Origin of the sequence: Paracoccus sp. AK26 (genome assembly GCF_011801365.1) — a bacterium.
GTDB lineage: Bacteria > Pseudomonadota > Alphaproteobacteria > Rhodobacterales > Rhodobacteraceae > Paracoccus > Paracoccus aerius.
Genome location: NZ_CP041041.1, coordinates 2,696,383 through 2,720,642, shown reverse-complemented (window position 1 = coordinate 2,720,642; position 24,260 = coordinate 2,696,383). Strand labels below are relative to the sequence as shown.

Sequence of the window (24,260 nt, the reverse complement as noted above, 5' to 3'; positions counted from 1 at the left end):
CGTCCAAGGCGCCCGGCCCGGCGTCCGCCCGCCAAGATGGGCCGATTGGCCGGATGGGGCAGGGCGTCACGCGCCCCGCTCGCGCCTGCCCCCCTTTGCCGGCGTCAGAAGCACAGGATCTCGGCTTCGGCCTCGGCGCGTTTCAACTGGGCCACGATCTCGGTCATCTGGGCCATGCTCTTGAACATGCCGGCCCGTTCGCCGTTCATCTGCTGCATCCGCAGAACGGTCTCTGCCTCAACATATTGCTCGAACGGCAGGACTTCGGCGATCTGGTCGATCGAGCAGGAACAGCGGTCCAGCATGTCGCGGGTCTGGCCGTTGCTGGCCATGCAGGCAAAGACATATTCGGCCCGCGCATTGGTCGGATAATCGTTGACCGCCTGCGCATGAACCGGCGCCCCCGCAACCAGGGCCGCCGCTACGCCGATCAAGACCCCCCTCATTGCAGCGTCATCCTGTTCAGATAGCCGGGTTCCGCCCCTTGGGTCTCCGCCCGGAATTCGCGGATGGGCTGCTTGGGATCGCCCAGCACGAAGGTCAGCGTCAGCGTCTGGAACCCGCCCATCCGCGCGCCGTTCGGGTCGTCGGCAAAGGGCGTGAAGCTGGCGACCGACTGCTGGCCCTGCTGGGTGATCTGGCCGCCGCGGAACAAGGCGTCCTTGATGCGGTTGCGGATATAGAAGGGGCTTCCTCCGGTCAGGCCGGCCATGTCGCGGGCCGTCTGTTCCAGGAAGAAGGTCAGCACCGGATCCCCGCCCGAGATGGGGAACGGCCCGATCTGCCGGGTGCGTCGGTCGGTCTTCTGGGTCAGTTGAAGAACCGGCTGCTGGTCTGACGGATCGATCGTTTCCGCCAAGGTGACGCTGCCGTTGTCGATGGGCAGGAAGCCGGGTTGTTCCGGTCCCTCGACATGGACCGTCCAGCGAAGTTCCTTTTCGCCCAGCGACCAGGGGCCGCGTTCGGCGAAGACCGCGTCCCCCGCCTCGCCGGCATGGGCATAGCCCGCGCCCAAAATCGACAGGCCCAGCCACAAAGCCGCGGCAATGGCTTTTCTCATCATGTTCCTCCCACTCCAAGGGTCAGAGTTGCGCCGCCCGCGGCCAAGGACAAGCCCGCCCCCCGGTGCATCGGCCTTTGGTCGCAGATCATGCCAGAATCCCGCCCAGCATCTCGGCCAACTCGGTTGGGCGCACGGGCTTTTCCATCAGATGCACCTGCATGGCCGCGCAACTGCGGGCGATCTGGGGATCGCGATGGGCGGTGATCATCACTGCGGGGATCGGCTGCCCCGCCCCTTGCCGCAGGGCCGCGATGGCATGAACGCCGGTATCGCCGTTCTCCAGGTGGTAGTCGGCCAGGATCACGTCGGGCGGATCGTCGCCCATCGTCGCCAAGGCCTCGGCCGTGCCGCCGGCAAGGCGGGCCACCATGCCCAGCCGGTCGCGCAGGATCATCTCGTATCCCCGGCGCATCCCCTGGTCATTCTCGACCACCAGGGCCACGCGCCCGCGCAAAGGCAGAAGCGAGTTTTCGGGCCGGGGCGGCGCACCGACCTGTTCTTGGTCCACGACGGGCAGGCCCACACGGAAGACGGTGCCGCGCATGGCCTCGGAATCAAGGCGGATCGGGTGGTTCAGCTTGGCGCAGGCGCGGCGCACGATCGACAGGCCCAGCCCCATGCCAGGAGTGGCGGTGTCGTGTGACAGCCGCTGGAACTCATCGAAGATGCGATTGCGGTCCACCGCCGGGATGCCGACGCCGGTGTCGTAGACGCATAGCCAGCACATCCCGCCCCGCCTGCGCGCACCCACCACCACCCCGCCGCGATGGGTGTACTTGATCGCGTTCGAGACGAGGTTCTGAGCGATGCGGCGAAGAAAGACCGGGTCGCTTTCGACCACGGCATCGGTCGGCACAAAGGACAACCGCAGTCCTTTGGCCTCGGCCAGGGGCGCGTATTCGATGGCGAGCCTGCGGAACAATTCGCCCAAGGGGACCGGCTGGCGGTGGAACTCGATCCGTTGGCTGTCCAGGCGCGAGATGTCCAGAACGGCGTGCATCAGTTGTTCCACCGATTCGAAGGCACCCGAAAGCCGGTCGGTCAGTTCGCGCTGCTGGTCGTCCAGTTGCGTGTCGGCAAGCGCGGACAAAAACAGCCGCGCGGCCGAAAGCGGTTGCAGCAGGTCATGGCTGGCCGCGCGCAGGAAGCGGGTCTTGGACCGGTTCGCTTCCTCGGCGCCGGCACGGGCCACGGCCAGTTCGCGGTTGCGCTGCGACAGGTCGGCCAGCGCGCGTTCCAGGTCGCGGGTGCGGACCATCACCTCTTGTTCCAGGGCCACGGCGGCCTGGAACATCGACCAGGCCGAGCCGCGCGATTCCTCAAGCCTGTCGATGCGATCGATCAGGACCTGGTTGATGCGGGCCAGCTTTTCGACCCGGCGTTCTGGACCGTCGTCTTCACGCAGCATGGGGATCACGCGGCATCGGGCGCCGCATCGGCATTGGGCATGAAGGCCAGGCCCACGAAGGTCTGGTTCACATGCATTCCGCTGTGCTGTTCGCCATAGGTGTTGAACCCGGCCACGCGATAGCGGGTCAGCAGTTCCGACATCTGGTCGCGCAGCCCTTCGCGTTCCAGGGCCAGGCGGCGCAGGATGCAGTCGAAACCCAGCACCATCAGCGGCGGTCGGGGCAGGGCGGCCAGGGCCTCGGCAAAGCCCTGCGTCATGTCCTCGGCCCGGCCAAGGGTCAGGACGGTGCCGGTGTCGATGGCCGACATCAGCGACAGGCCCCCATCCTCGGTCTGGGCACTGATGGCGCGGACATGGTGATGCCGGCCCATCCGCAACAGCAGCGGGTGGCGGGCGAATTCGCTGGGCGTCAGGGCGTCGGTGGCGATGCCGGTCAGGCGGGCATATTCCTCGGCCGCGGGTTCGGCGTTCAGTTCCAGGATGCGGCGCTTTTCGGGGATCGCGGCGGTCACCACGACCCGGGTCGCCGTGGGGCTGAAATGGGCAAAGGTCACCTCGCTGACCGCAAGGTCGGTTTCCACCAGCAGGAAGATCGCGGCATTGGTGACGACCTGCCCGTTGGCCAGAAGCCAGGTCTGCTTGAAGGACAGCCCGTCGCCCGCCGATCCGCCCAGGGTCGGGACCGAAGGCAGGGCCGCATCGATGGTGGCCACAAGCGCGTCTTCCTGCCCCGCCAGCCCGTCCACCAGCAGCAGCCCGAACAGCGACCGCTGCGGATCGGGACCAAAGCCCGCCTGCAACCGGCGCAGCGCCGCCATCCAGTCCGACACCGGAAGCGCGTCCAGCCGCGGCAGCACCAGGGTCGAGGCCCGGAAATGCGCGGCCGGAAAGCCGATCGCCACGATGCTGCCCGAGGCATAGCCCCGCGGCCCGATCTCGCCCGCCGAGGAACAGCCGGCGATGACGCAGCCCTCGGGCAGGCCCGCGCGGAGGGCTGCGTCAAGCGCGGCCAGTTCGGAACCGTCCGCGCCGAAGACCAGGACAAGGCCCGGATCGGCTCCGCGCAGGCCGTCCAGCAGGATCCGGCCGGGATCGGCCTCTCCGCGGTCGGCCTGCACGGCCACCGGCCCGATGGCGCCCTCCTTCGCGACCGGGCCGGTATCCATCAGCCCGCCTCGAACAGCCGGACCGTGTTGGCAAGCAGCACCGCCTGGGTGCGCCGCCGCGCGTTGATCTTGGACATGATCGCGGTGATATGGGTCTTCACCGTCGCCTCGGCGATGGACAGGTCATAGCTGATTTCCTTGTTCGCCTTGCCCTGGCAGATCAGCCGCAGGATCTTCATCTGCTGTGGGGTCAGGGTGGCGAAGCGGCGGGCCAGTTCCGCCTTGGCCTCGTCCTCGGCGCAGGCCTGGTCGGGGGCATAGCCCTCGGGCGTGACATGCTCGCCCTCCCACATGCGGCGCAGGCTGTCCACCAGGGCCTCGCGGCTCAGCGACTTGCTGATATAGCCCTGCGCCCCCGCCGCCATCGCGGCCGAGATCATGGCGCTGTCCAGATCGGCGGAAATCATCGTGATCGGCACGTCGGACAGTTGCCGGCGCAGGGTCACGATGCCTTCGGCGCCGCGCGCGTCGGGCAGGTTCAGGTCCAGGATCACCGCGTCGGGCGCGCCCTGTGCCTTGATCCCTTCCAGGGCCGCGCCCAGGCTTCGGGCCGTGCGGACGTTCTTGAGGCCGAAGCTGATCTTCAGCGTCAGCGCAAGCGCATCGCACATCAGCGGATGGTCATCGACAATAAGGATTTCGCGCACCTGATCGGCGCTTTGCCGTGGCGTCTGCGGCGCTTTGGCCTGCATGGCTGCGGCTGTCATGGGTCTCCTCCTCGGATGGTGCCGCGATCTCCCCTCCGCGGCAATCCATCCGAGTTTAGGCCTCTGTCCCCGCAAAGCAAGCCCGCATCTGCGACCAAGGTCGGGTGCGTCAGGCTGCCCGCGGGTTGCCGATCCAGTCCCGTGCGTCGGTCACGGTGGCATAGCCGAAGGCCAGCCCGCTCATCATCGCGGCATGGACCTGGGCCGCGGGGACGGTGGTGCCCTGGAATTCAAGGTCGCGGGTCGCGCAGGCGTCGGCGATGACCGTGGTCCTGTAGCCCAGGTCGGATGCGGCGCGGGTGGCGGCGTCGATGCACATGTGGCTCATGGCGCCGACGATCACCACGTCGGTGATGCCGTTGTCGTCCAGGATTCGCTGCAGGTCGGTGTCCTTGAAGGCGTTGACGTTGTTCTTGGTCAGCACAACCTCGTCGCCTTGGGGTGCGGCGGCGGGGTTGATGTCGGCGCCAGGGCTGCCGGGATGGAAGAAGGGGGCCGAGGCATCGGCGAATTCATGGCGCACATGGACGATCAGGTCGCCGCGTTCGCGGGCGGCATCCAGAACGGCACGCGCATTGGCGGCGGCCTGTTCCATTCCTTCCAGCGGAAACCTGCCGCCGGGGAAATAGTCGTTCTGGATATCGACGGCAATGGTGGCGCGTTTGGACATGATCGTTTCCCTATCCGTTGACGGCTTCGAAGGTCTGGTCCCAGCGGTTCCCCTCGGTATCCTCGGCCCGGACATGGATCGGCTGGCCGTTGGGCGCGTAGGCAAAGCGGAACACGGGATCCTCGCTGACCGAGATCCCGGCCTGCATGGTGAACAGCAGCTCGTCCCCCTGCCGAACCTCGAGCCGGTCGATGAAATGGGCGGGGATGTTCAGAAGCGTCACCTGGTCGCGCTGCAGCCCCGAGAAGTTCGGGTGCCGGATCATCAGCGTGCCGACCGTGCGGCCGTCCTGGCTGTCGCTTTTCCACCGCATCTGGCCCATCGTGGATTCGACCTCGGCCATGTCCTTGCCCGCGGGGGCCGAGCAGCCGCCCGAGGCCTTGACGAAGCGGCCCGCCATGACGCGGTTGCCGTTGCCCGTATCGGCGATGGCGCGGACGTCGGAATAGCTGTCCACGCGGACGCGGAACTCGAAGTCCAGCGGCATCATCGCGGGACCAAAGCTGTATTCGGCGGCCACGGGGGCGGGGTTTTCGTCGATGACCATCGTCACCGCCTGCACGGGTGGCGCATCGGCGGGCTGGGTCAGGCGGATGGGCACGATCGCCGCCTCATGCGCGCGGATGGGGGCGTCCAGATCCAGGACGGCCTCGTCCAGCGGCACCTCGGCCTCGATCCCCAGGACCGAGGCGCGCAGATCCTCCCATGTGGGGGAATTCTGCAGGGGGTTTTCCTGCGCCGCCACGGGCGTGGCCAGAAGCAGCGCGGCAAGGATGTATTCCTTCATGGCTAGTCTCCTTTCCTCATGCGGCGATAGATCAGGTCGGCGGTGTCCGCGCCGGCATCGGCTTCGGCACGCGCCACCACCTGCGGGTGCAGCGGCGACAGCGAGCAGACCGGGTCGGTCGCCCGCGCATCCCCGGCAAGGGCCATGGCCTGGCAGCGGCAGCCGCCGAAATCCACGGTCTTGCGGTCGCAGGACTGGCAGGGTTCCGGCATCCAGGCAGTGCCGCGGAAGGCGTTGAAGCTGTCAGAGTTCTGCCAGATGTCGCCCAGGTCGCGGTCGCGGACGTTTTCAAAGCGCATCCAGGTGATGGTCTGCGCGGCATGGCAGGGCAGCACGGTGCCGTCCGGCCCGACGTTAAGCCCGGTCGAGCCCCAACCGCCCATGCAGGCCTTGGGGAAGACCGCATGGTGGTCGGCGGGAACATAATCGATGACCATGCGGCCCCGCAGCCGGACCCGCGCGTCGTTAACCATCTGCCGGGCGAATGCCGCCTGTTCGCGCGTGGGCATCAGGGCCTTGCGGTTCAGGTCAGCCCAGCCGTGGAACTGCACGGTCGCGACCTCGATCCGGCGGGCGCCAAGCGTTTCTGCCAGCTCGATCATGTCGGGCAGGCGTTCCAGGTTCTGGCGGTGGACCACGGCGTTGATGGTCAGGGGAAAGCCGATGTCCTTCACCCAGTCGGCGAAGTGCATCTTCTTGTCCCAGGATCCCGGATGGCCGCTGATCCGGTCGGCCATGTCGGGGCGGATGCCCTGCAACGAAAGCTGGACGTGATCCACGCCCGCGCGGTCCAGTTCCTCCAGCCGGTCGCGGGTGATGCCGATCCCCGATGTGATCAGGTTCACATAAAGACCCGCATCCCGCGCATGGGACACGATCTGCGCCAGATCGCGCCGAGCGCCGGGTTCCCCGCCCGAGATATGGACCTGCAAGACGCCCAGATCGGCGGCCTGTCGGAAGACGCGGCCCCAGTCGTCGGCCGTCAGTTCCTGCGCGGCCCGGGTCAGTTCCACGGGATTCGAGCAATAGGGGCAGGCCAAGGGACAGCGATGCGTCACCTCGGCCAGCATGGCCATGGGCAGGCCGGGGCTGACGGGGTTGCCGTCCAGGTCGCGGGGTTGGTGTTGCTGGTCCTTCATGGCTGCCTCACAAAGACCATGCGGCGTTCGATCAGCCCGGTCAGGAAATCGCGCACGTCGCCCGCGATCTGGTCTTCGGGCGCATGGTAACGCGCGGCAAGGGTGCTGACGATGGCCGCCATGCTGCGGCTGCCGTCCAGTTCGCCCAGGATCGCGTCGCCGATGGCATCCAGTTGCATCGCCCGTTCGGGGGCTTGCAGCACGCGGATGCCGCGCACGCGGTCATCCTGCAGCCGCACCCCGCGCGGCAGATAGGGAATGTCATGGGGACGGATCAGGGCGGCTGGCCGAATGGCGGCTGGCTGGGCGTTCATGGGGCCATTCCTTCGCCCGGCCGCCAGGCGCCCGGCGGGATGTTGCCCTCGACATAGCCGTGCCACAGCGCGTCGAGCTGCGCCCACAGCACGTCTGTCTTGAAGGTCAGGGCCGCCGCCGCGGCGTCCTGCTTTTCCTTGGTGTCGGCGTTGGTCAGCACATAATCCAGGCCGAACTTCACATCCTCGGGCGCTTCGGTCAGGCGTTTCTTGAAATAAGACAAGCTGCTGTCGTCGGCGAAATCGTAATGGGCCAGCAAGCCTTCGATCCGCTGGGCGTGGATCTTGGGCGCGAACAGTTCCGTCAGGCTGGCCGCCACCGCGTCCAGCAGGGGCATGTCGCGCACGAAGCGGACATAGGCATCCACCGCGAACCGTGTGGCGGGCATGATGCCCACGCCGCTGGCGACGTAATCCGGGTCCAGCCCCACCGCCTGTGCAAGCGCCAGCCAGCGCCGAATGCCGCCGCCTTCGGTCACGCCCCCGTCGTGGTCCTCGATCCGCTTGCGCCAGGCGCGGCGCAGGTCGGGATCTTCGACCCGGCTCATGAAGGCCGCGTCCTTCATGGGGATGCGGGACTGGTACATCCAGCGGTTGATGACCCAGGCGCGAACCTCGTCTGGGGTGCAATGGCCGCCATGCAGGCGTTCGTGGAACGGGTGGCGGTCGTGATAGCGTTGGGCGCCGATGGCGCGCAGCCGGGCCTCGAAATCCTCGCGCGATTGCGCCTGTTCCTGCACATCTTTCACAGCGTGATCTCCATTCCGTCGCGGCCGACCTGCCAGCCGCTGGCTTCCGCCTCGCGCGTCTGGGTGCTGGCCGGATCGACCAGCGGGTTGGAATTGTTCATGTGGACGAAGACCCTCTGGCCGACAGGCAGGTCGCGCATCGCAGCCATGGTTTCCAGCACGGGCATGTGGCCCATGCGGCGGCCGGTCTTCTGGCCCAGGCCCATGCGGATCATCTCGTCATCGTCCCACAGCGTTCCGTCGAACATCAGCAGATCGGCACCGGCAATGCGGCCCGACAGCCAGTCCGGCAGCTCGGCGCAGCCGGGGATATACAGCGCGCGCCGCCCGTTCGCGGACAGTTCGACCCCCACCGTCGTCTCGCCGACCAATCCGGTCTCGACCACATCGCCTTCCTGATACAGCGGCACCTTGCCGGGCACCGCGAACAGGGTCGCCGTCAGGCCCGGCGCGATCTCGACCCCTTGGTCCAAGGCCACCGGCTGCCGCGCCACCAGATCGGCGCGCAGGGCCGTCAGCATCGGGTTCTGGGCCAGCACCTCGTGGATCGCGGGTGTCGCGAACAGGGTGAAGGGCTGGCTTTCCCGCAGCGTCAGCAGGCCCGCCACATGATCGATATCGCCATTCGTCAACAGCACCGATCGCAGCGGCATGTCGCGCAATCCGGTCGGATGCAGCGCGGGCGTGGCCGCCAGTTGCACCCGGATATCGGGCGAGGCATTCAGCACGGCCCAATCCCGCCCATCCGCGCTGACCGCGATCGAGCTTTGCGTCATCGCCGGGATGCGCCCGGCCCGTGCGGCATGGCAGTTGTCGCAGCCGCAGTTCCATTGCGGCAGGCCCCCGCCGGCTGCGGCACCCAGCAGAATGATCTTCATGATGTCCCTGACGAAAAGGCCCCGCCCGATCGTGTCGGACGGGGCCGTTCATGATGCCCGAGGCGTGGCGCCTCAGAACAGGACCGGTTCGTCCTCGGCCGGGGCGTACATGTTGATTTCCATGCCGCAGGCGATTTCTTTCAGGGTCGGTTTCGTCCAAGCCATGCATTTCCTCCAAATCCACGGCCGCCATCACGGCGACTGTTTGTCATGTTAGAGGAGAGACAACGCCTTTCAACACGACTAAGGTCGCAAGGTCACGAAAAGTTGGCCGTCTGGCGGATGCTTTGGGAAGTTTCGGCAATGCTTTATGCCATTTTGACCATCTGTCTTGCGGCGGATTCCCGGTCCTGCGGGACGGTGACGCCGGTCGGCCATGCTTTTGCGACCCAGGCCGACTGCAAGGCCGCCGCCCCGCGAATCGCCCGCGACTGGCTTGGCGACCAGTCCCCCTGGACCTTGGACGGTCTGGCCTGCACGACGCTGGACGACCTTCCCATTCTGCCGGTCCAGTCTGTCGCAGACGGCGTTCATGTCCATATCGGCCAGATCGCCCAGTTCGAGGACAGCCCCGACGGCTGGATCGCCAATCTGGGCTTCGTGGTCGGGCAGGACAGCATCGCGGTGATCGACGCAGGCGCCTCGCGCCGGCAGGGCGAGGCGCTGTTTGCGGCAATCCGCCGGGTCAGCGACAAGCCGATCAGCCACCTGATCGTCACGCATATGCATCCCGACCACGCCTTCGGGGCCGAGGTCTTCCGCGAAGCGGGCGCGACGATCGTCGGGCATGAAGGCTTGGCCGGCGCCATGCAGGCGCGGGGACCGGCCTATCTGGAAAACCTGACGCAGCTTTACGGCGCCGCTGCAATGGCGGGGACGCGGATCGTCCTGCCGGATGTCGCGGTCGCGGACAGCCTGGACATCGACCTGGGCGGGCGGGTTTTGACGCTGAAGGCCGTGGCCACCGCCCATAGCGACAACGACCTGACGGTGCTGGACCGGGCAACCGGCACCTTCTTCGCGGGCGACCTGGTGTTTCGCGGCCTGACGCCGATCGTGGACGGGTCGCTGCCCGGCTGGCTGGACTGGATGGCGGTGCCGCAGGCCGGGGGTCCCGTGGTTCCCGGCCACGGCCCCGTCGCCGCAAGCTGGTCCGAGGCTGTTGCGGCCCAGCGGGATTTCCTGACGACGCTGGCCGAGGAGACCCGAAAGGCGATCCGCGACGGCCTGCCGATGTCCCAAGCGGTGCCGGCCATCGTCGAGGCCCTGCAACCCTTTGCGGGCAATTGGGCTTCCTTTCCGGACTCGGCGGCGCGCAATGCCACCGCAGCCTTCAAGGAACTGGAATGGGAGTAAGGGTTTGACAGATCGCGCCTAGTCAGGCGACCATTGCAACCAAGGCTCGCACAAAGGTTGCGGGCAGATGGAAGGGGGGAGAAGGTGAAGGCAATTTTCCACACGACCGTGGCCTTGGCCGCGTTGCTGGCGGGATCCGCGCAGGCCCAGCTTGTGATCGAAAAGGGCAGCGACGACCGCATCAACTGGCAAAGCCTCGAGGATTTCGGGGCGGCCCATGCCGATATCGACGGCCAGAGCGTCACCATCCTGGGCCCCTGGCTGGGCGCGGACCAGGAGCTTTTCGCCTCGATCATCGCCTATTTCGAGGACGCGACGGGCGCGACCGTCAATTATTCCGGGTCGGACAGTTTCGAACAGCAGATCGTCATCGACAGCGAGGCCGGGTCGCCCCCCGATATCGCCGTCCTGCCGCAGCCGGGCCTGGCGGCGGAACTGGCCGCCAAGGGCCATCTGCGCGACCTGGGCGAGGAAACCGCGCAATGGGTGCGCGACAATTACGCGGCAGGCGACAGCTGGGCCGAGCTTGGCACCTATGCAGGCGCAGACGGGGCCGACAAGTTCTTCGCCTTCCCCTACAAGGCCGACGTGAAGTCGCTGGTCTGGTATGTCCCCGAAAACTTCGAGGATGCGGGCTACGAGATCCCCGAAAACTACGAGGATCTGAAGGCGCTGACCGAACAGATCGCCGCCGACGGGGAAACCCCCTGGTGCATCGGCCTGGGGTCGGGCGGCGCGACGGGCTGGCCCGCGACCGACTGGGTCGAGGACCTGATGCTGCGCCTGAACAGCCCCGAGGACTACGACGCCTGGACCACCAACGCGCTGCCCTTCAACGACCCCAAGGTCGTGGCCGCCATCGAGGAGTTCGGCTGGTTCGCCAAGAACGAGGATTTTGTGGCGGGCGGGCCGGCCTCGGTCTCCTCGACCGATTTCCGCGAAAGCCCGAACGGTCTCTTTGAAAGCCCGCCCGCCTGCTACATGCACCGGCAGGCCAGCTTCATCCCGTCCTTCTTCCCCGAAGACATGATGGTGGGCGAGGATTTCGACTTCTTCTATTTCCCGGCGCCGGCTGATGGCAGCCTGGGCCAGCCGGTCCTGGGCGGGGGCACGCTGTTCGCGGTCTTTTCGGAAAATCCGGTCGCCACGGCCTTTATCGAGTTCCTGAAGACGCCCGCCGCGCATGAATTGTGGATGGCGCAGTCGGGATTTACCACGCCCCATACCGGCGTGAACATGGAGGCCTATGCCGACGACACCCGCCGCAAGATGGGCCAGATCCTGCTGGATGCCACGACCTTCCGCTTTGACGGGTCCGACCTGATGCCGGGCGCCATCGGCGCGGGCGCCTTCTGGACGGCCATGGTGGATTTCGTGGGCGGCGCCTCGGCACAGGATGTCGCCGATCGCGTCCAGGAAACCTGGGCTGCGCTGAACTGACGGCCGGGCGCGGCGGATCTTCCGCCGCCTTCCATCATGGGTGAGGGGTGAGGATGGAACTGTTCTGGCTGGCCATCGGCACGATCGTCGTCGGCGTCTTCGGCTGCGTGGCGTGGTTCTGGGGATCGAACATGATCCTGGACCGCGTCTATCCCCCGCGCGGCCCCAACGCGGGCGACAATATCCGCAAGGCCAACCAGATCCGGCCCTGGCTGTTCCTGGGGCCGGCGATCCTGTTTTTGGGCGTTTACCTGGTCTATCCGATCTTCGACAGCCTGTGGCGGTCCATGCATAACGCAAGGGGCAGCGAATTCGTGGGCCTGTCGAACTATGCCTGGCACATGGGCGACGGCAAGTTCCGCGAATCCATGCGCAACAACATGCTGTGGCTGCTGGTGGTGCCGGCGCTGTCCACGCTGTTCGGGCTGATCGCGGCGCAGCTGACCGACCGGCTGAAATGGGGCAATATCGGCAAGTCGCTGATCTTCATGCCCATGGCGATCAGCTTTGTGGGCGCCGGCGTGATCTGGAAGTTCATCTATGAATACCGCGCGCCCGGCGAAGAACAGATCGGGCTTCTGAACGCCATCGTGCAGGCGCTTGGCGGCGATCCGCAACTGTGGCTGACGCTGATTCCCTGGAACAACTTCTTCCTGATGATCGTGCTGGTCTGGATCCAGACAGGGTTCGCCATGGTCATCCTGTCCGCCGCCCTGCGCGGCATCCCCGAGGAAACCATCGAGGCCGCGATCCTGGACGGCGCATCCCCCTGGCAGGTGTTCTTCAAGATCAAGGTGCCGCAGATCATGGGCACCATCGCGGTGGTCTGGACCACCATCACCATCGTGGTCCTGAAGGTCTTCGACATCGTCTTCGTGATGACCAACGGGCAGTGGGGCACCCAGGTTTTGGCGAACCTGATGTATGATTGGATGTTCCGCGGCACGCCCGACTATGGCCGCGGATCGGCCATCGCCATCATCCTGATGCTGCTGGTCACCCCCATCATGATCTGGAACATCGTCAACGCGCGTCGAGAGGTTCGCTGATGGAAGGCATGGCCGGACAGAAATCCTCGCTGGTCTGGGCGGTCAACATCGCCGCCTTCCTGCTGGTGCTGCTGTGGACGATCCCGACGCTGGGGCTTCTTGTGTCGTCCTTCCGCGACCGCGACCAGATCCTGACCTCGGGCTGGTGGCAGTCCTTTTCCGCGCAAGAGGCAACGGGCTTCGTGCGCACCGGCACCGGCGACGACGCGGTCCAAGAGGACGGGCAATATGTCATCGAGGGCACCGTCTTGGAGGAAGGCCAGAGCCTGATCGGCTGGGGCATCCGCGCCCGCGAACCGGCCGCCTTCCAGCCCGGCGAGACGACCGAGATCGAGGACGGCTGGCAACTGACCGTGGCCGAGGACGGCAGCTATCGCCTGACCTCGGACACGCCCTTCGAGATGCGGCGGGGAGAGCGGATCTTCGTCACCACCGGCGCCCCCGCCCGGCTGACCACGGAAAACTACAATCGCGTGCTGACCGCCGAAGGCTTGGGCCGCGCCTTCATGAACACCATGACCGTGACCATCCCCGCCACCGTGATCCCGATCCTGATCGCGGCCTTCGCGGCCTATGCCTTGGCCTGGATGGAGTTTCCGGGGCGTGCCCTGCTGACGGCCGCCGTGGTTGGCCTCTTGGTCGTGCCCTTGCAAGTGGCGCTGATCCCGCTGCTGCGGCTGCACAACGAACTGGGCATCGGCAAGGGATACCTGGGGATCTGGCTGGCCCATACGGGCTTCGGCCTGCCCTTGGCGATATACCTGCTGCGCAACTACATGGTCGGCTTGCCGCGCGAGGTGATCGAGAGCGCCCGCGTGGACGGCGCGACCGAGTTCCAGATCTTCCGCAAGATCATCCTGCCGCTGTCCTTCCCGGCCCTGGCAAGTTTCGCCATCTTCCAGTTCCTGTGGGTCTGGAACGACCTGCTTGTCGCGACCGTGTTCCTTGGCAATACACGCGAACAGCTGGTCATGACCGGCGTGCTGCGCGAGTTGATGGGATCCAAGGGCGGTGAATGGGAAATCCTCGCCACCTCGGCCTTCATTTCCATCGCGGTGCCGCTGATCGTGTTCTTCGCGATGCAGAAATATCTGGTCCGCGGCCTTTTGGCCGGGTCCGTGAAAGGTGGATGAGACTTGACGGAAGTGAAAATCGACTGGTGGAAGGGTGGGGTCATCTATCAGATCTATCCGCGCAGTTTCCAGGACACGACGGGCGATGGCATCGGCGACCTGCCGGGCATCACGCAGCGCCTGCCCTATGTCGCTTCGCTGGGCGTGGATGCAGTCTGGATCTCGCCCTTCTTCACGTCGCCGATGAAGGATTTCGGCTATGACGTGTCCGATTACCGCGGGATCGACCCGCTGTTCGGCGACATGGAGGATTTCGACGCCCTGATCGCCCGCGCCCATGAACTGGGCCTGAAGGTGATGATCGACCTGGTGATGTCGCATTCCTCGGACCAGCACCCCTGGTTCGTCGAAAGCCGCGCCAGCCGCGACAATCCCAAGGCCGACTGGTATGTCTGGGCCGACCCGAAACCGGACGGCACGCCGCCCACGAACTGGCTGTCGATCTTTGGCGGACCGGCCTGGCAATGGGATGCGCGGCGGGAACAGTATTACCTGCACAACTTCCTGGCCTCGCAGCCCGACCTCAACTTCCACAACCCGGCCGTTCAGGACGAGCTGCTGGAGATGGCGCGCTTCTGGCTAAACCGGGGCGTGGACGGGTTCCGCCTGGACACGGTCAACTTCTATTTCCACGACGCTCAGTTGCGCGACAACCCGCCCCTGCCCAGGGAATTGCGCAAGGCGGACACCGCGCCTGCCGTGAACCCCTACAACCACCAAAGCCACAGATACGACAAGTCGCAGCCCGAGAACATCGCCTTCCTTGAACGCTTCGCGGCGCTGCTGCGCCAATATGGCGCCGCCGTCATCGGCGAGATCGGCGACAGCGAACGATCGCTGGAGCTGCTGGAGGAATATACCGGCGTCGCGGGCCGGATGCAGATGTCCTATGTCTTCGACTTCCTGTCCGGCAACGACCTGGCCGCAGCCCGCATCAGCGAGGTCTTCGACAGCCTGCACGCGGTGGCGCCCAATTCCTGGCCCTGCTGGGCGATGTCGAACCACGACGTCGTGCGCCATATCAGCCGCTGGAACCTGACCGACCAGGCCGCCAAGGCCTATGCCACGGTGCTTTTGTGCCTGAAGGGGTCCGTCTGCCTGTACCAGGGCGAGGAACTGGGCCTGCCCGAGGCAGACATTTCCTATGATGATCTGCAAGATCCCTATGGCAAGGAGTTCTGGCCCGAGTTCAAGGGCCGCGACGGCTGCCGGACGCCGATGGTCTGGGACATGGGCGTGAACGGCGGCTTCTCGACGGCCAAGCCCTGGCTGCCGGTGCCCCATGCCCATCTGCAACGCACCGTCGTGGGCCAGGAAGCCGACGCGCAGTCGATGCTGCACCATTACCGGTGGGCCATCGGGCTGCGGCGCAAGCATTCGGCGCTGCGAGGCGGCGACATGACCGACATCCATGCCGAAGGGCCGGTCCTGACCTTCAACCGCGCCGACAGCCAGCAATCGCTGCAGATCCGGGCAAACCTGTCGGCCGAAGAGGCGGGGGGCCTGCGCCCCTGGCAGGTGCAGATCATCGAGGGATAGGGTTCAACAGGGGGGACGCCGATGGCCGATCTTAAACTGACCGATGTCGCCAAGTCCTATGGCGAGGTGAACGTGCTTCGGGACATCAACCTGGATATCCGGTCCGGCGAGTTCATCGTCTTCGTCGGCCCCTCGGGGTGTGGCAAGTCGACGCTGCTGCGGATGATCGCGGGGCTGGAACGGATCAGCGGCGGCACGCTGGAGATCGACGGGCAGCGGATGAACGACATCCCGCCCAGCCAGCGGGGCATCGCGATGGTGTTCCAGTCCTATGCGCTGTACCCGCACATGACGGTGCGCGACAACATGGCCTTTGCCCTAAAGATCGCCGGCAAGTCCAAGGCCGAGGTGCAGGAGGCCACCGACCGCGCGGGTCGGATGCTGCAACTGACGCCCTATCTGGACCGCCTGCCCAAGGCGCTGTCGGGCGGGCAGCGGCAGCGGGTCGCCATCGGCCGGGCCATCGTGCGCGACCCCAAGGTCTATCTGTTCGACGAACCCCTGTCGAACCTGGACGCCGCGCTGCGCGTGGCGACCCGGATCGAGATCGCGCAACTGAAGGCCGCGATGCCCGACCGCACGATGATCTATGTGACCCATGACCAGACCGAGGCGATGACCCTGGCCGACCGCATCGTCGTGCTGGCCGGCGGGGGCATCGCCCAGGTCGGCGCGCCGCTGGAGCTTTACGAACGGCCCGTCAACGAATTCGTGGCCCAGTTCATCGGCAGCCCCGCCATGAACCTGCTGCCCGGACGCGTCACCGGCATCGGCCCGGTGACAACGGTCGAGCTGGCGGGCGGCGGCAGCGCCCAGGTTGCCATACCGACCCGCCCCGGGGACGAGGGGATGCGCGTCAACCTGGGCGTCCGCCCCGAGGATATGCGCGAAACCGACGGTCCAGCGATCTTCGAGGGGACGGTTGACCTGACCGAGGCCCTGGGCGAGGTCACGCTGCTGTATTTCGGCACGCGGGGCGAGAAGGCCCCTGTGATCGCCAAGCTGCCGGGCATCCATCCGGGCCTGGACGGCCGGTCAGTCCGCCTGACGGCCGACCCCGCGGCGCTGCACCTGTTCCACGACGGGCAGTCGCTGCTTTATCGGGCAGGGGTCGACCTGCCGCCCTATCAACCCCGCGTCGCCGGGCAGGCTGCGCGCCTTCCGGCATAGCCCCAGGGCGTTTTCGGGGAACAATGCTGACCGCACACGGTTCGGTGACCGAAAGGGGACAGGACCATGCGCATTTTCATGACCTTGCTGTTTGGCATCATCGGGGCCGTTTTGCTGGGGGGCGGGGTTTATCTGGCGACCCTTGGCGGAAGCCTCTTTTTCGGATTTTCGGGTCTGGCCCTGCTGGCGGTCGCGGTGCTGGTCTTCCGGCGCAACCCGGTGGCGCGCTGGATCTATGCGGCCTTCCTGGTCGTCCTGGCGGTCTGGTCCTGGCTTGATGCCGGATACGACTGGTGGGCGCTTGCCTCGCGCATGGGGCTGTTCCTGGTCCTGGGCCTGCTGCTGCTTCTGCCCTTCGGGGCGCGGAACCAGCGGTCCAGCCGGCTGGGCCTGTTCGCCGTCACGGCGGTCACCGGCCTGGCCCTTTTGGGCAGCATCACCACCGACCCGCACCGGATCGAGGGCGCGCTTCCCGAACAGGTCGCCAATGCCGAACCCGCCATGGGTCCGCCCGGCGGCCCCGAGGACTGGCTGGCCTATGGCCGGACCAGCTTCGGCCAACGCTTTTCGCCCGTAGACCAGATCACGGCCGAGAACGTCTCCTCGCTCGAGGCGGCCTGGACCTATCAGACGGGCGACGTCCGTCTGCCAGAAGACACGGACGAGACAACCTATCAGGCTACCCCGATCAAGGTCGGCAACACCCTTTACCTTTGCACGCCGCACAACTGGCTGGTGGCGCTTGATGCCGACACGGGGGCGGAACGCTGGGTCTACAAGGCGGCCATCGGCCCGCTGGCCCAGCGTCAGCACCAGACCTGCCGCGGCGTCAGCTATTGGCCGGGCGAGGGCGCGGCCCCGGCTGCGGCGCAGGCCCCCGTTCCCGCGGCCCCCGATGCCGCCCCTGCCGCACCCCCTGCGCCAGCGCCGGCCCCGGCCGTGCTGCCTGCCGACACCGAGCACCCCCAAAGCCCCGCCGTCAGCGCGGACACCCAGTCCTCGGGGCCCTGCACCGACCGGATCTTCATGCCGACCTCGGACGCGCATATGCTGGCGGTTAACCCGCAGACGGGCCAGTTGTGCAGCGACTTCGCCGACAACGGCATCCTGAACCTGATCCACAACATGCCCTTCCGGCAGGAAGGGTTCTATTATTCCACCTCGCCCCCGGTGATCGTCGGCAACGCCTTGGTCGTCGGCGGCGCGGTCAACGACAACTACAGCGTCAACGCACCGTCGGGTGTGATCCGTGCCTATGACGTGCGGGACGGGCGGCTGCTGTGGAACTGGGATTCCGGCAATCCCGAGGCCACCGAACCTTTCGACGTGAACGACCCGAACCAGACCTACACGCCCTCCTCGCCCAACAGCTGGGCGCCGCTGTCGGCCGATCCCGGCCTGGGGCTGGTCTATGTGCCGATGGGCAACCGCACGCCAGACCAGCTTGGCATGTTCCGCAACGAGGCCGAGGAAACCTATGCCAGTTCCGTCGTGGCCCTGGATGCGGCGACGGGCCAGGCCCGCTGGGTCCAGCAGTTCGTCCACCACGACCTGTGGGACATGGACACGCCTGCACAGCCGACGCTGCTGGACCTGGACATGCCGGAAGGCCGCGTGCCGGCCCTGGTGGTTCCCACCAAGCAGGGCGACATCTACGTCCTGAACCGCGAAACCGGCGAGCCGATCCTGCCCATCACGGAACGCCCCGCGCCCCAGGGCACCATCCCCGAGGATTTCGCGGCACCGACCCAGCCCGTGTCCGCATTGTCCTTCGAACCCGAGCCGCTGACCGAATCGCAGATGTGGGGCGCCACGCTGATCGACCAGATGATGTGCCGGATCCAGTTCCGCCAGTTGCGCTATGAAGGGCGCTATACCCCGCCGTCGCTGGAAGGCACGCTTGTCCATCCCGGCAATTTCGGCGTCTTCAACTGGGGCGGCATCGCTGTCGATCCGCGCCGGCAGGTGATGTTCGGGATGCCGCTGCAACTGGCCTTCACCTCTCGGCTTGTTCCGGCCGAGGAGATCGCCGGCCGCGCCACGAACTCGGGCGAACAGGGGCTCAATTCGAACGCGGGGGCGCCCTATGCAATCGAGATGGGGCCGTTCCTGTCGCCCCTGGGCGTCCCATGCCAGCAGCCGCCTTGGGGTTTCGTGGCGGGCGCGGACCTGCGCACGGGCGAAATCGCCTGGAAGCACCGCAACGGCACGACCATGGACATGACGCCGCTGCCCCTGCCGCTGCCCTTGGGGATGCCCGGGATCGGCGGGCCGATCATCACCGGCTCGGGCGTGGTCTTCATGGCGGCCGCGGTGGACAACTACCTCCGCGCCTATGACCTGACCACTGGACAGGAACTTTGGCGCGGCCGCCTGCCGGCTGGCGGGCAGGCGACGCCGATGACCTATCTGGACAGCCAGGGGCGCCAGATGGTCGTGCTGGTGGCGGGGGGTCACGGGTCCATCGGAACGGATCTGGGCGATCACGTGCTGGCCTGGCGGCTGCCTGATGCCAGGGGGGCCAATTAGCCCTTGGTCGAATTGCGCTGACGCGTGCTATAGTGCCAGCTACCGACCGAGGAGGAGCCGGCCCGGTATGCGTCACGCAGATCACGTCGCCAGAGAGTCGCAGTCCAATTCCGCGACCTCTGCCCTTGCCGCGTCATGGCGGCGATCGCTTCTGAAGCACGGGCTGGACCCGTCGGACGGGCGTCGCCCCGAACGCCTGACCTTCGAGGAACTTGCCCGCCGCCGCCAGGCGATGGAGCAGTTCCTGCGCGTGGCCGGCCCGCAGCTGGACCAGTTGTTCAGCCTGGTCGGCCTGTCGGGATGCAATGTCCTGCTGACCGATGCGGACGGGGTGGTCCTGGACCAGCGGGTGAACGGCGCCGATGCCGAGCAGTTTCGGGACTGGGGCCTTTGGCAGGGGGCCAACTGGTCCGAGGCCGCGCAGGGCACCAACGGCATCGGCACCTGCCTGGCTGAAGGTCGGCAGGTCACCATCCACCGCGACGAACATTTCCACACCCGAAACACCGCCATGTCCTGCATGGACGCGCCGATCTGGGGACCGGACGGGCGGCTGCTGGCGGCGCTTGATGTCAGTTCGGCCCGCGCCGACCAGACCGAGCGTTACAACCGCCTGATCGGCGCCCAGGTGGCCCAGACCGCCCGTGCCATCGAGGCGGTGTTCTTCCGCGCCAGCTTCCCCGAGGCGCGGATCATCGTCGCCTCCGAGGACAATTGCGACGCCACGGTGCTGCTGGCGGTGGACAAGGACGACCTGGCCATCGGCGCGACCCGCGCCGCCCGCCGCGCCCTGGGCCTGGAACGCGAGGGCGCGATCCGCCCGCGCCCGGCCGCCGACCTGCTGGGCCGCGACGACGACCTGACGGGTTTCGACAAGGCGGAACGCGCCGCCGTGGCGCGGGCGCTTGCGCGGGCGGATGGTAACGTCTCGGCCGCCGCGCGGGCGCTGCGGATCGGGCGCGCGACGCTGTATCGGCGCATGGCGAAGCTGGGTCTGGCCGAAAAATCCGGCTGACTGTCTCAATCGTGAGACAGTGTGAAGGCCGGGCGCGGCAAAGCCCTGTTGCAACGAATCGCGCGCTTGCCAAGCTTTCTTCCATGCCCGGAGAGGGAGAGACTCCGGGGTCTATCCAGAGGAGGAAACGATGCCGAACGACCAGACGCACGAGTTCAAGGGCGTGGGCGTGATGCCCTTTGCCAAGCGCTACGACAACTTCATCGGCGGGCAGTGGACCGCGCCGAAATCGGGCAGGTACTTCACCAACACGACCCCCATCACCGGCGCCGCCATCGGCGAGATTGCCAGGTCGAACGCCGACGACATCGAGGCTGCCCTTGACGCGGCCCATGCCGCCAAGGACAAGTGGGGCCAGACCTCGGCCGCCGAACGCTCGCTGGTCCTGCTGCGCATCGCGGACCGGATGGAGCAGAACCTGGAACTGCTGGCGACGGCGGAGACCTGGGACAACGGGAAGCCCATCCGCGAGACGATGGCAGCCGACCTGCCGCTGGGCATCGACCATTTCCGCTATTTCGCCGGTGTCCTGCGGGCGCAGGAAGGCGGCATCTCGGAAATCGACCACGACACCATCGCCTATCACTTCCACGAACCGCTGGGCGTGGTGGGCCAGATCATCCCCTGGAACTTCCCGCTGCTGATGGCGGTGTGGAAGCTGGCGCCTGCGCTTGCCGCCGGCAACTGCGTGGTGCTGAAGCCCGCCGAGCAGACGCCGGCCAGCATCATGGTCTTCGTGAACCTGATCGCCGACCTCTTGCCGCCGGGTGTGCTGAACGTCGTCAACGGCTTCGGCCTTGAGGCCGGCAAGCCGCTGGCCAGCAATCCGCGCATCGCCAAGATCGCCTTCACCGGGGAAACCACCACCGGCCGGCTGATCATGCAGTACGCGTCGGAAAACCTGATCCCGGTCACGCTGGAACTGGGCGGCAAGTCCCCCAACATCTTCTTCGAGGATGTCGTTCGCGAGGACGACGATTTCTTCGACAAGGCGATCGAGGGCTTCGTGATGTTCGCGCTGAACCAGGGCGAGGTCTGCACCTGCCCGTCGCGCGCGCTGATCCACGAATCGATCTATGACCGCTTCATGGAACGCGCACTCAAGCGCGTCGAGGCGATCAAGCTGGGCGACCCGCGCGACGCCGCGACCATGGTCGGCGCGCAGGCGTCGTCGGAACAGAAGGAAAAGATTCTCTCCTACTTCGACATCGGCCGCAAGGAAGGCGCCGAGGTTCTGATCGGCGGCGAGGCTGCGGATCACGGCGGGGAGCTGTCGAACGGCTATTACATCAAGCCGACCGTGTTCCGCGGCAACAACAAGATGCGCGTCTTCCAGGAGGAAATCTTCGGCCCAGTCGTGTCGGTGACCACCTTCAAGGACCAGGACGAGGCGCTGTCGATCGCCAATGACACGCTTTACGGCCTGGGCGCGGGCGTCTGGTCGCGCGAGGCCAATACCTGCTACCGCTTCGGCCGCGCGATCAAGGCGGGCCGGGTCTGGACCAACTGCTATCACGCCTATCCGGCCCATGCGGCCTTCGGCGGCTACAAGCAGTCGGGCATCGGGCGCGAGAACCACAAGATGATGCTGGACCATTATCAGCAGACCAAGAACATGCTGGTCAGCTACAGCCCGAAGAAGCTGGGCTTCTTCTGATCCGGCACAAGCAGGGGCGGGCCGCCGAGGCCCGCCCCGTCCGCGCAACCAACCACCGCCTGCAGCGTTGATCCCAAAGCCCATCCCGCTTTCGGAACAGCCATCATGCCCAAGGATGCCGTCATCTCGGACCCGCGCGACGCCGCCAAGGAGGCGGGGCTGGTCTATGTCAACGACGACATGCCGGGCATCACGCGCAGGAAATCGGGCAAGGGCTTTTCCTATCGCGGCCCCGACGGGCGCGCGATCACCGACAAGGCCGAACGCCAGCGCCTGGCATCCCTCGCGATCCCGCCGGCCTACACAGACGTCTGGATCTGCCCCGATCCGCGCGGCCATATCCAGGCCACGGGGCGCGACGACAAGGGGCGCAAGCAATACCGCTATCACCCCGACTTCCGCGCGGTCCGCGACAGTGCCAAATACGACCACATGCTGGAATTTGCCCATGTCCTGCCGCAGATCCGCGAACGGGTGGACCAGGACATGTCGCGGCGCGGAATGCCCGCCGAAAAGGTCGTGGCCACCGTTGTCCATCTGCTGGAAAACACCATGATCCGCGTGGGCAATGCCGATTACGTCAAGCAGAACAAGTCCCACGGGCTGACCACGCTGCGCGACCGCCACGTGACCTTTGAAGGCAACGAGGTCCGGTTCCGCTTCAAGGGCAAGTCCGGCAAGGAATGGAAGCTGGGACTGCGCGACCGCCGCGTCGCCCGGATCGTGCGCGCGGCCCAGGACATTCCGGGCCAGCACCTGTTCCAGTATCTGGATGACGAGGGGCAGCGGCAGAAGGTCACCTCGACCGAGGTGAACGCCTATCTGCGCGAAATCTCGGGCCGGAACGTCACCGCCAAGGATTTTCGAACCTGGACGGGGACCGTGCTGGCGGCGCTGGCGCTGATGGAATACGAGAAATGCGACAGCCAGGCCGCCGCCAAGCGCAACATCCGCGAGGCGATCGAACGCGTCGCGAGCCGCTTGGGCAACACCCCCACGATCTGCCGCAAATGCTATGTCCACCCGCAGGTGATCGACGCCTATCTGGCCGACGAGTTGAAGCTGGAATTGCGCGAAGAAATCGAGGACGATCTGCAACAATCCGGCCTGCGTCCCGAGGAACGGCAGGTGCTGGAGTTCCTGAAAAAGAGGTTGAAGGCATGAGCACGGTTTCCGCCACCCCCGCCGCCCTGGACCTGATCGCCGAGATCGTGGCCGATCACGGCCCCGTCCTGTTCCACCAGTCCGGCGGCTGCTGCGACGGATCCTCGCCCATGTGCTATCCGCAGGGCGATTTCCGGGTGGGCGAGCGCGACGTGAAGCTGGGCGAGATCGGCGGCGCGCCCTTCTATATCAGCGCATCGCAGGCCGCGGCATGGGCCCATACCGACCTGATCATCGACGTGGTGCCGGGGCGCGGCGGCATGTTCAGCCTGGACAACGGGCGCGAAAAGCGCTTCCTCACCCGCTCGGAAATCTGCCAGATCTGACTCCGCGCCGATTGGCAGGGGGCCAGGGCTCCCCTATAACCCCTGCACATTCTGCAGAGGACAGGACCATGGCATACAGCGTTTTCATCGATGGCGAGGCAGGCACAACGGGCCTGCAGATCCGCGAGCGGCTGGAAACGCGCGACGACATCCGCCTGATCGGGATCGACCCGGCACGACGCAAGGATGCCGATGCCCGGCGCGAAGCCTTTGCCGCGGCCGACGTCGCGATCCTGTGCCTGCCCGACGACGCCGCGCGCGAGGCCGTGGCCCTGGCGCAGGATCTGGACACGCGGATCATCGACGCGTCCACTGCGCACAGGGTGGATCCCGATTGGGCCTTCGGCTTTCCGGAACTGAATGCTGGCGCGCGCGACCGCATTGCCGGGGCGAAGCTGGTCAGCAATCCCGGCTGCTATTCGACCGGCGCCATCGCCATCATTGCGCCCCTGGCCGCCGCCGGCCTGATCGCGCCGGACGAGGGACTGACGATCAACGCCGTCAGCGGCTATACCGGCGGCGGCAAGGCTCTGATCGCGGAATACGACAGTGGCGAGGCTCCGGCACATTTCGTCTATGGCCTGACCCAGCGGCACAAGCACATCCCGGAAATCATGGTCCATGCGGGCCTGGACCGGCAGCCGATCTTCGCGCCCGCGGTGGGCAATTTCGCGCAAGGCATGGCCGTGCAGGTGCCGCTGTTCCTGAACGAACGCCGCACGATTGACGGCCTGACCGCCGCCCTCGATGACCACTATGCCGGGCAGCGCTTCGTGGAGGTGGCGCAGGGATCTGGCGCACGCATCGTGCCGACGGATCTGAACAACACAAACCGTTTGCGCATCACCGTGCAGGGCGATGCCCAGAACGGCTGCGCGACGGTGGTGGCGGTGCTGGACAACCTGGGCAAGGGTGCGTCGGGCGCGGCGGTCCAGAACCTCAACATCATGCTGGGCGTGGACGAAGGCCTCAGCCTGTAATGCCCAAGGCGGCACCGG

At 66.5% G+C, this 24,260-nt stretch carries 24 protein-coding genes; 12 read left to right on the top strand and 12 right to left on the bottom strand.

Going from position 1 to position 24,260, the window contains the following annotated elements; translation table 11 throughout:
• Positions 1-104: 104 nt before the first annotated feature.
• The 12 genes from FIU66_RS13575 to pqqA all read right to left on the bottom strand — a co-directional run bounded on the left by FIU66_RS13575 (position 105) and on the right by pqqA (position 9,049).
• A complete protein-coding gene (locus FIU66_RS13575) occupies positions 105-446 on the bottom strand; it encodes a hypothetical protein (protein WP_167623261.1) in 342 nt (113 codons plus the stop codon).
• On the bottom strand, positions 443-1,063 hold the full coding sequence (locus FIU66_RS13570) for an ATP synthase subunit C (RefSeq protein WP_240544702.1): 621 nt from the start codon (positions 1,061-1,063) through the stop codon (positions 443-445). Before FIU66_RS13570 ends, FIU66_RS13575 begins: the two co-directional genes overlap by 4 nt.
• A gap of 85 nt (positions 1,064-1,148) precedes the next feature.
• Entirely contained in the window at positions 1,149-2,471 is a 1,323-nt protein-coding gene (locus FIU66_RS13565; RefSeq protein WP_167623260.1) for a hybrid sensor histidine kinase/response regulator, read from the bottom strand.
• Between the two features lie 5 nt (positions 2,472-2,476).
• Entirely contained in the window at positions 2,477-3,640 is a 1,164-nt protein-coding gene (locus tag FIU66_RS13560) for an FIST N-terminal domain-containing protein (protein WP_167623259.1), read from the bottom strand.
• Positions 3,640-4,347 carry a response regulator transcription factor gene (locus FIU66_RS13555; protein WP_167623258.1) on the bottom strand — a complete coding sequence of 236 codons (708 nt, stop codon included), beginning with the start codon at positions 4,345-4,347 and terminating at the stop codon, positions 3,640-3,642. The genes FIU66_RS13560 and FIU66_RS13555 overlap by 1 nt, the downstream gene beginning before the upstream one ends.
• A gap of 109 nt (positions 4,348-4,456) precedes the next feature.
• The gene (locus tag FIU66_RS13550) at positions 4,457-5,017 is read right to left on the bottom strand and encodes a cysteine hydrolase family protein (RefSeq protein WP_167623257.1); all 561 of its coding nucleotides are present in this window, start codon (positions 5,015-5,017) and stop codon (positions 4,457-4,459) included.
• A 10-nt stretch (positions 5,018-5,027) separates the two neighbouring features.
• The gene (locus tag FIU66_RS13545; protein WP_167623256.1) at positions 5,028-5,804 is read right to left on the bottom strand and encodes a quinoprotein dehydrogenase-associated SoxYZ-like carrier; all 777 of its coding nucleotides are present in this window, start codon (positions 5,802-5,804) and stop codon (positions 5,028-5,030) included.
• 2 nt (positions 5,805-5,806) lie between these two features.
• Complete coding sequence (pqqE, locus tag FIU66_RS13540) at positions 5,807-6,943, bottom strand: pyrroloquinoline quinone biosynthesis protein PqqE (protein WP_167623255.1); 1,137 nt, start codon at positions 6,941-6,943, stop codon at positions 5,807-5,809.
• Positions 6,940-7,257 carry a pyrroloquinoline quinone biosynthesis peptide chaperone PqqD gene (pqqD, locus tag FIU66_RS13535; RefSeq protein WP_167623254.1) on the bottom strand — a complete coding sequence of 106 codons (318 nt, stop codon included), beginning with the start codon at positions 7,255-7,257 and terminating at the stop codon, positions 6,940-6,942. Before pqqD ends, pqqE begins: the two co-directional genes overlap by 4 nt.
• Positions 7,254-8,006 (bottom strand): pyrroloquinoline-quinone synthase PqqC, encoded by a 753-nt coding sequence (gene pqqC, locus FIU66_RS13530; RefSeq protein ID WP_103172591.1) that lies wholly within the window; start codon positions 8,004-8,006, stop codon positions 7,254-7,256. The genes pqqD and pqqC overlap by 4 nt, the downstream gene beginning before the upstream one ends.
• Positions 8,003-8,884: a pyrroloquinoline quinone biosynthesis protein PqqB gene (pqqB, locus tag FIU66_RS13525; RefSeq protein WP_167623253.1), complete on the bottom strand. Its 882-nt coding sequence runs from the start codon at positions 8,882-8,884 to the stop codon at positions 8,003-8,005. The genes pqqC and pqqB overlap by 4 nt, the downstream gene beginning before the upstream one ends.
• Positions 8,885-8,956: 72 nt before the next feature.
• Positions 8,957-9,049: a pyrroloquinoline quinone precursor peptide PqqA gene (gene pqqA / locus FIU66_RS13520; protein WP_076522366.1), complete on the bottom strand. Its 93-nt coding sequence runs from the start codon at positions 9,047-9,049 to the stop codon at positions 8,957-8,959.
• Positions 9,050-9,202: 153 nt separating this feature from the next.
• Between pqqA and FIU66_RS13515 the strand changes: the two genes are divergently transcribed.
• The 12 genes from FIU66_RS13515 (at position 9,203) to argC (ending at position 24,242) form a co-directional block, all read left to right on the top strand.
• Entirely contained in the window at positions 9,203-10,240 is a 1,038-nt protein-coding gene (locus FIU66_RS13515; RefSeq protein ID WP_240544701.1) for a quinoprotein relay system zinc metallohydrolase 2, read from the top strand.
• A gap of 84 nt (positions 10,241-10,324) precedes the next feature.
• A complete protein-coding gene (locus tag FIU66_RS13510; protein ID WP_167623251.1) occupies positions 10,325-11,680 on the top strand; it encodes an ABC transporter substrate-binding protein in 1,356 nt (451 codons plus the stop codon).
• 53 nt (positions 11,681-11,733) lie between these two features.
• Positions 11,734-12,729, top strand: a complete 996-nt coding sequence (locus FIU66_RS13505; protein WP_167623250.1) for a carbohydrate ABC transporter permease — start codon at positions 11,734-11,736, stop codon at positions 12,727-12,729.
• Positions 12,729-13,862: a carbohydrate ABC transporter permease gene (locus FIU66_RS13500; protein WP_167623249.1), complete on the top strand. Its 1,134-nt coding sequence runs from the start codon at positions 12,729-12,731 to the stop codon at positions 13,860-13,862. Before FIU66_RS13505 ends, FIU66_RS13500 begins: the two co-directional genes overlap by 1 nt.
• 3 nt (positions 13,863-13,865) lie before the next feature.
• Positions 13,866-15,401, top strand: coding sequence for an alpha-amylase family glycosyl hydrolase (locus FIU66_RS13495; RefSeq protein ID WP_167623248.1), 1,536 nt, complete (start codon positions 13,866-13,868; stop codon positions 15,399-15,401).
• A 21-nt stretch (positions 15,402-15,422) separates the two neighbouring features.
• A complete protein-coding gene (locus FIU66_RS13490) occupies positions 15,423-16,571 on the top strand; it encodes an ABC transporter ATP-binding protein (protein WP_167623247.1) in 1,149 nt (382 codons plus the stop codon).
• 78 nt (positions 16,572-16,649) lie between these two features.
• Positions 16,650-19,100, top strand: coding sequence for a membrane-bound PQQ-dependent dehydrogenase, glucose/quinate/shikimate family (locus FIU66_RS13485; protein ID WP_201281067.1), 2,451 nt, complete (start codon positions 16,650-16,652; stop codon positions 19,098-19,100).
• A 67-nt stretch (positions 19,101-19,167) separates the two neighbouring features.
• A complete protein-coding gene (locus tag FIU66_RS13480) occupies positions 19,168-20,115 on the top strand; it encodes a GAF domain-containing protein (protein WP_167623245.1) in 948 nt (315 codons plus the stop codon).
• Between the two features lie 130 nt (positions 20,116-20,245).
• Positions 20,246-21,772 (top strand): aldehyde dehydrogenase, encoded by a 1,527-nt coding sequence (gene adh / locus FIU66_RS13475; protein ID WP_167623244.1) that lies wholly within the window; start codon positions 20,246-20,248, stop codon positions 21,770-21,772.
• A gap of 105 nt (positions 21,773-21,877) precedes the next feature.
• Positions 21,878-22,936: a DNA topoisomerase IB gene (locus tag FIU66_RS13470; RefSeq protein WP_167623243.1), complete on the top strand. Its 1,059-nt coding sequence runs from the start codon at positions 21,878-21,880 to the stop codon at positions 22,934-22,936.
• The gene (locus FIU66_RS13465; protein WP_167623242.1) at positions 22,933-23,262 is read left to right on the top strand and encodes a DUF779 domain-containing protein; all 330 of its coding nucleotides are present in this window, start codon (positions 22,933-22,935) and stop codon (positions 23,260-23,262) included. The genes FIU66_RS13470 and FIU66_RS13465 overlap by 4 nt, the downstream gene beginning before the upstream one ends.
• 68 nt (positions 23,263-23,330) lie before the next feature.
• Complete coding sequence (gene argC / locus FIU66_RS13460) at positions 23,331-24,242, top strand: N-acetyl-gamma-glutamyl-phosphate reductase (protein WP_167623241.1); 912 nt, start codon at positions 23,331-23,333, stop codon at positions 24,240-24,242.
• Positions 24,243-24,260: the final 18 nt, after the last annotated feature.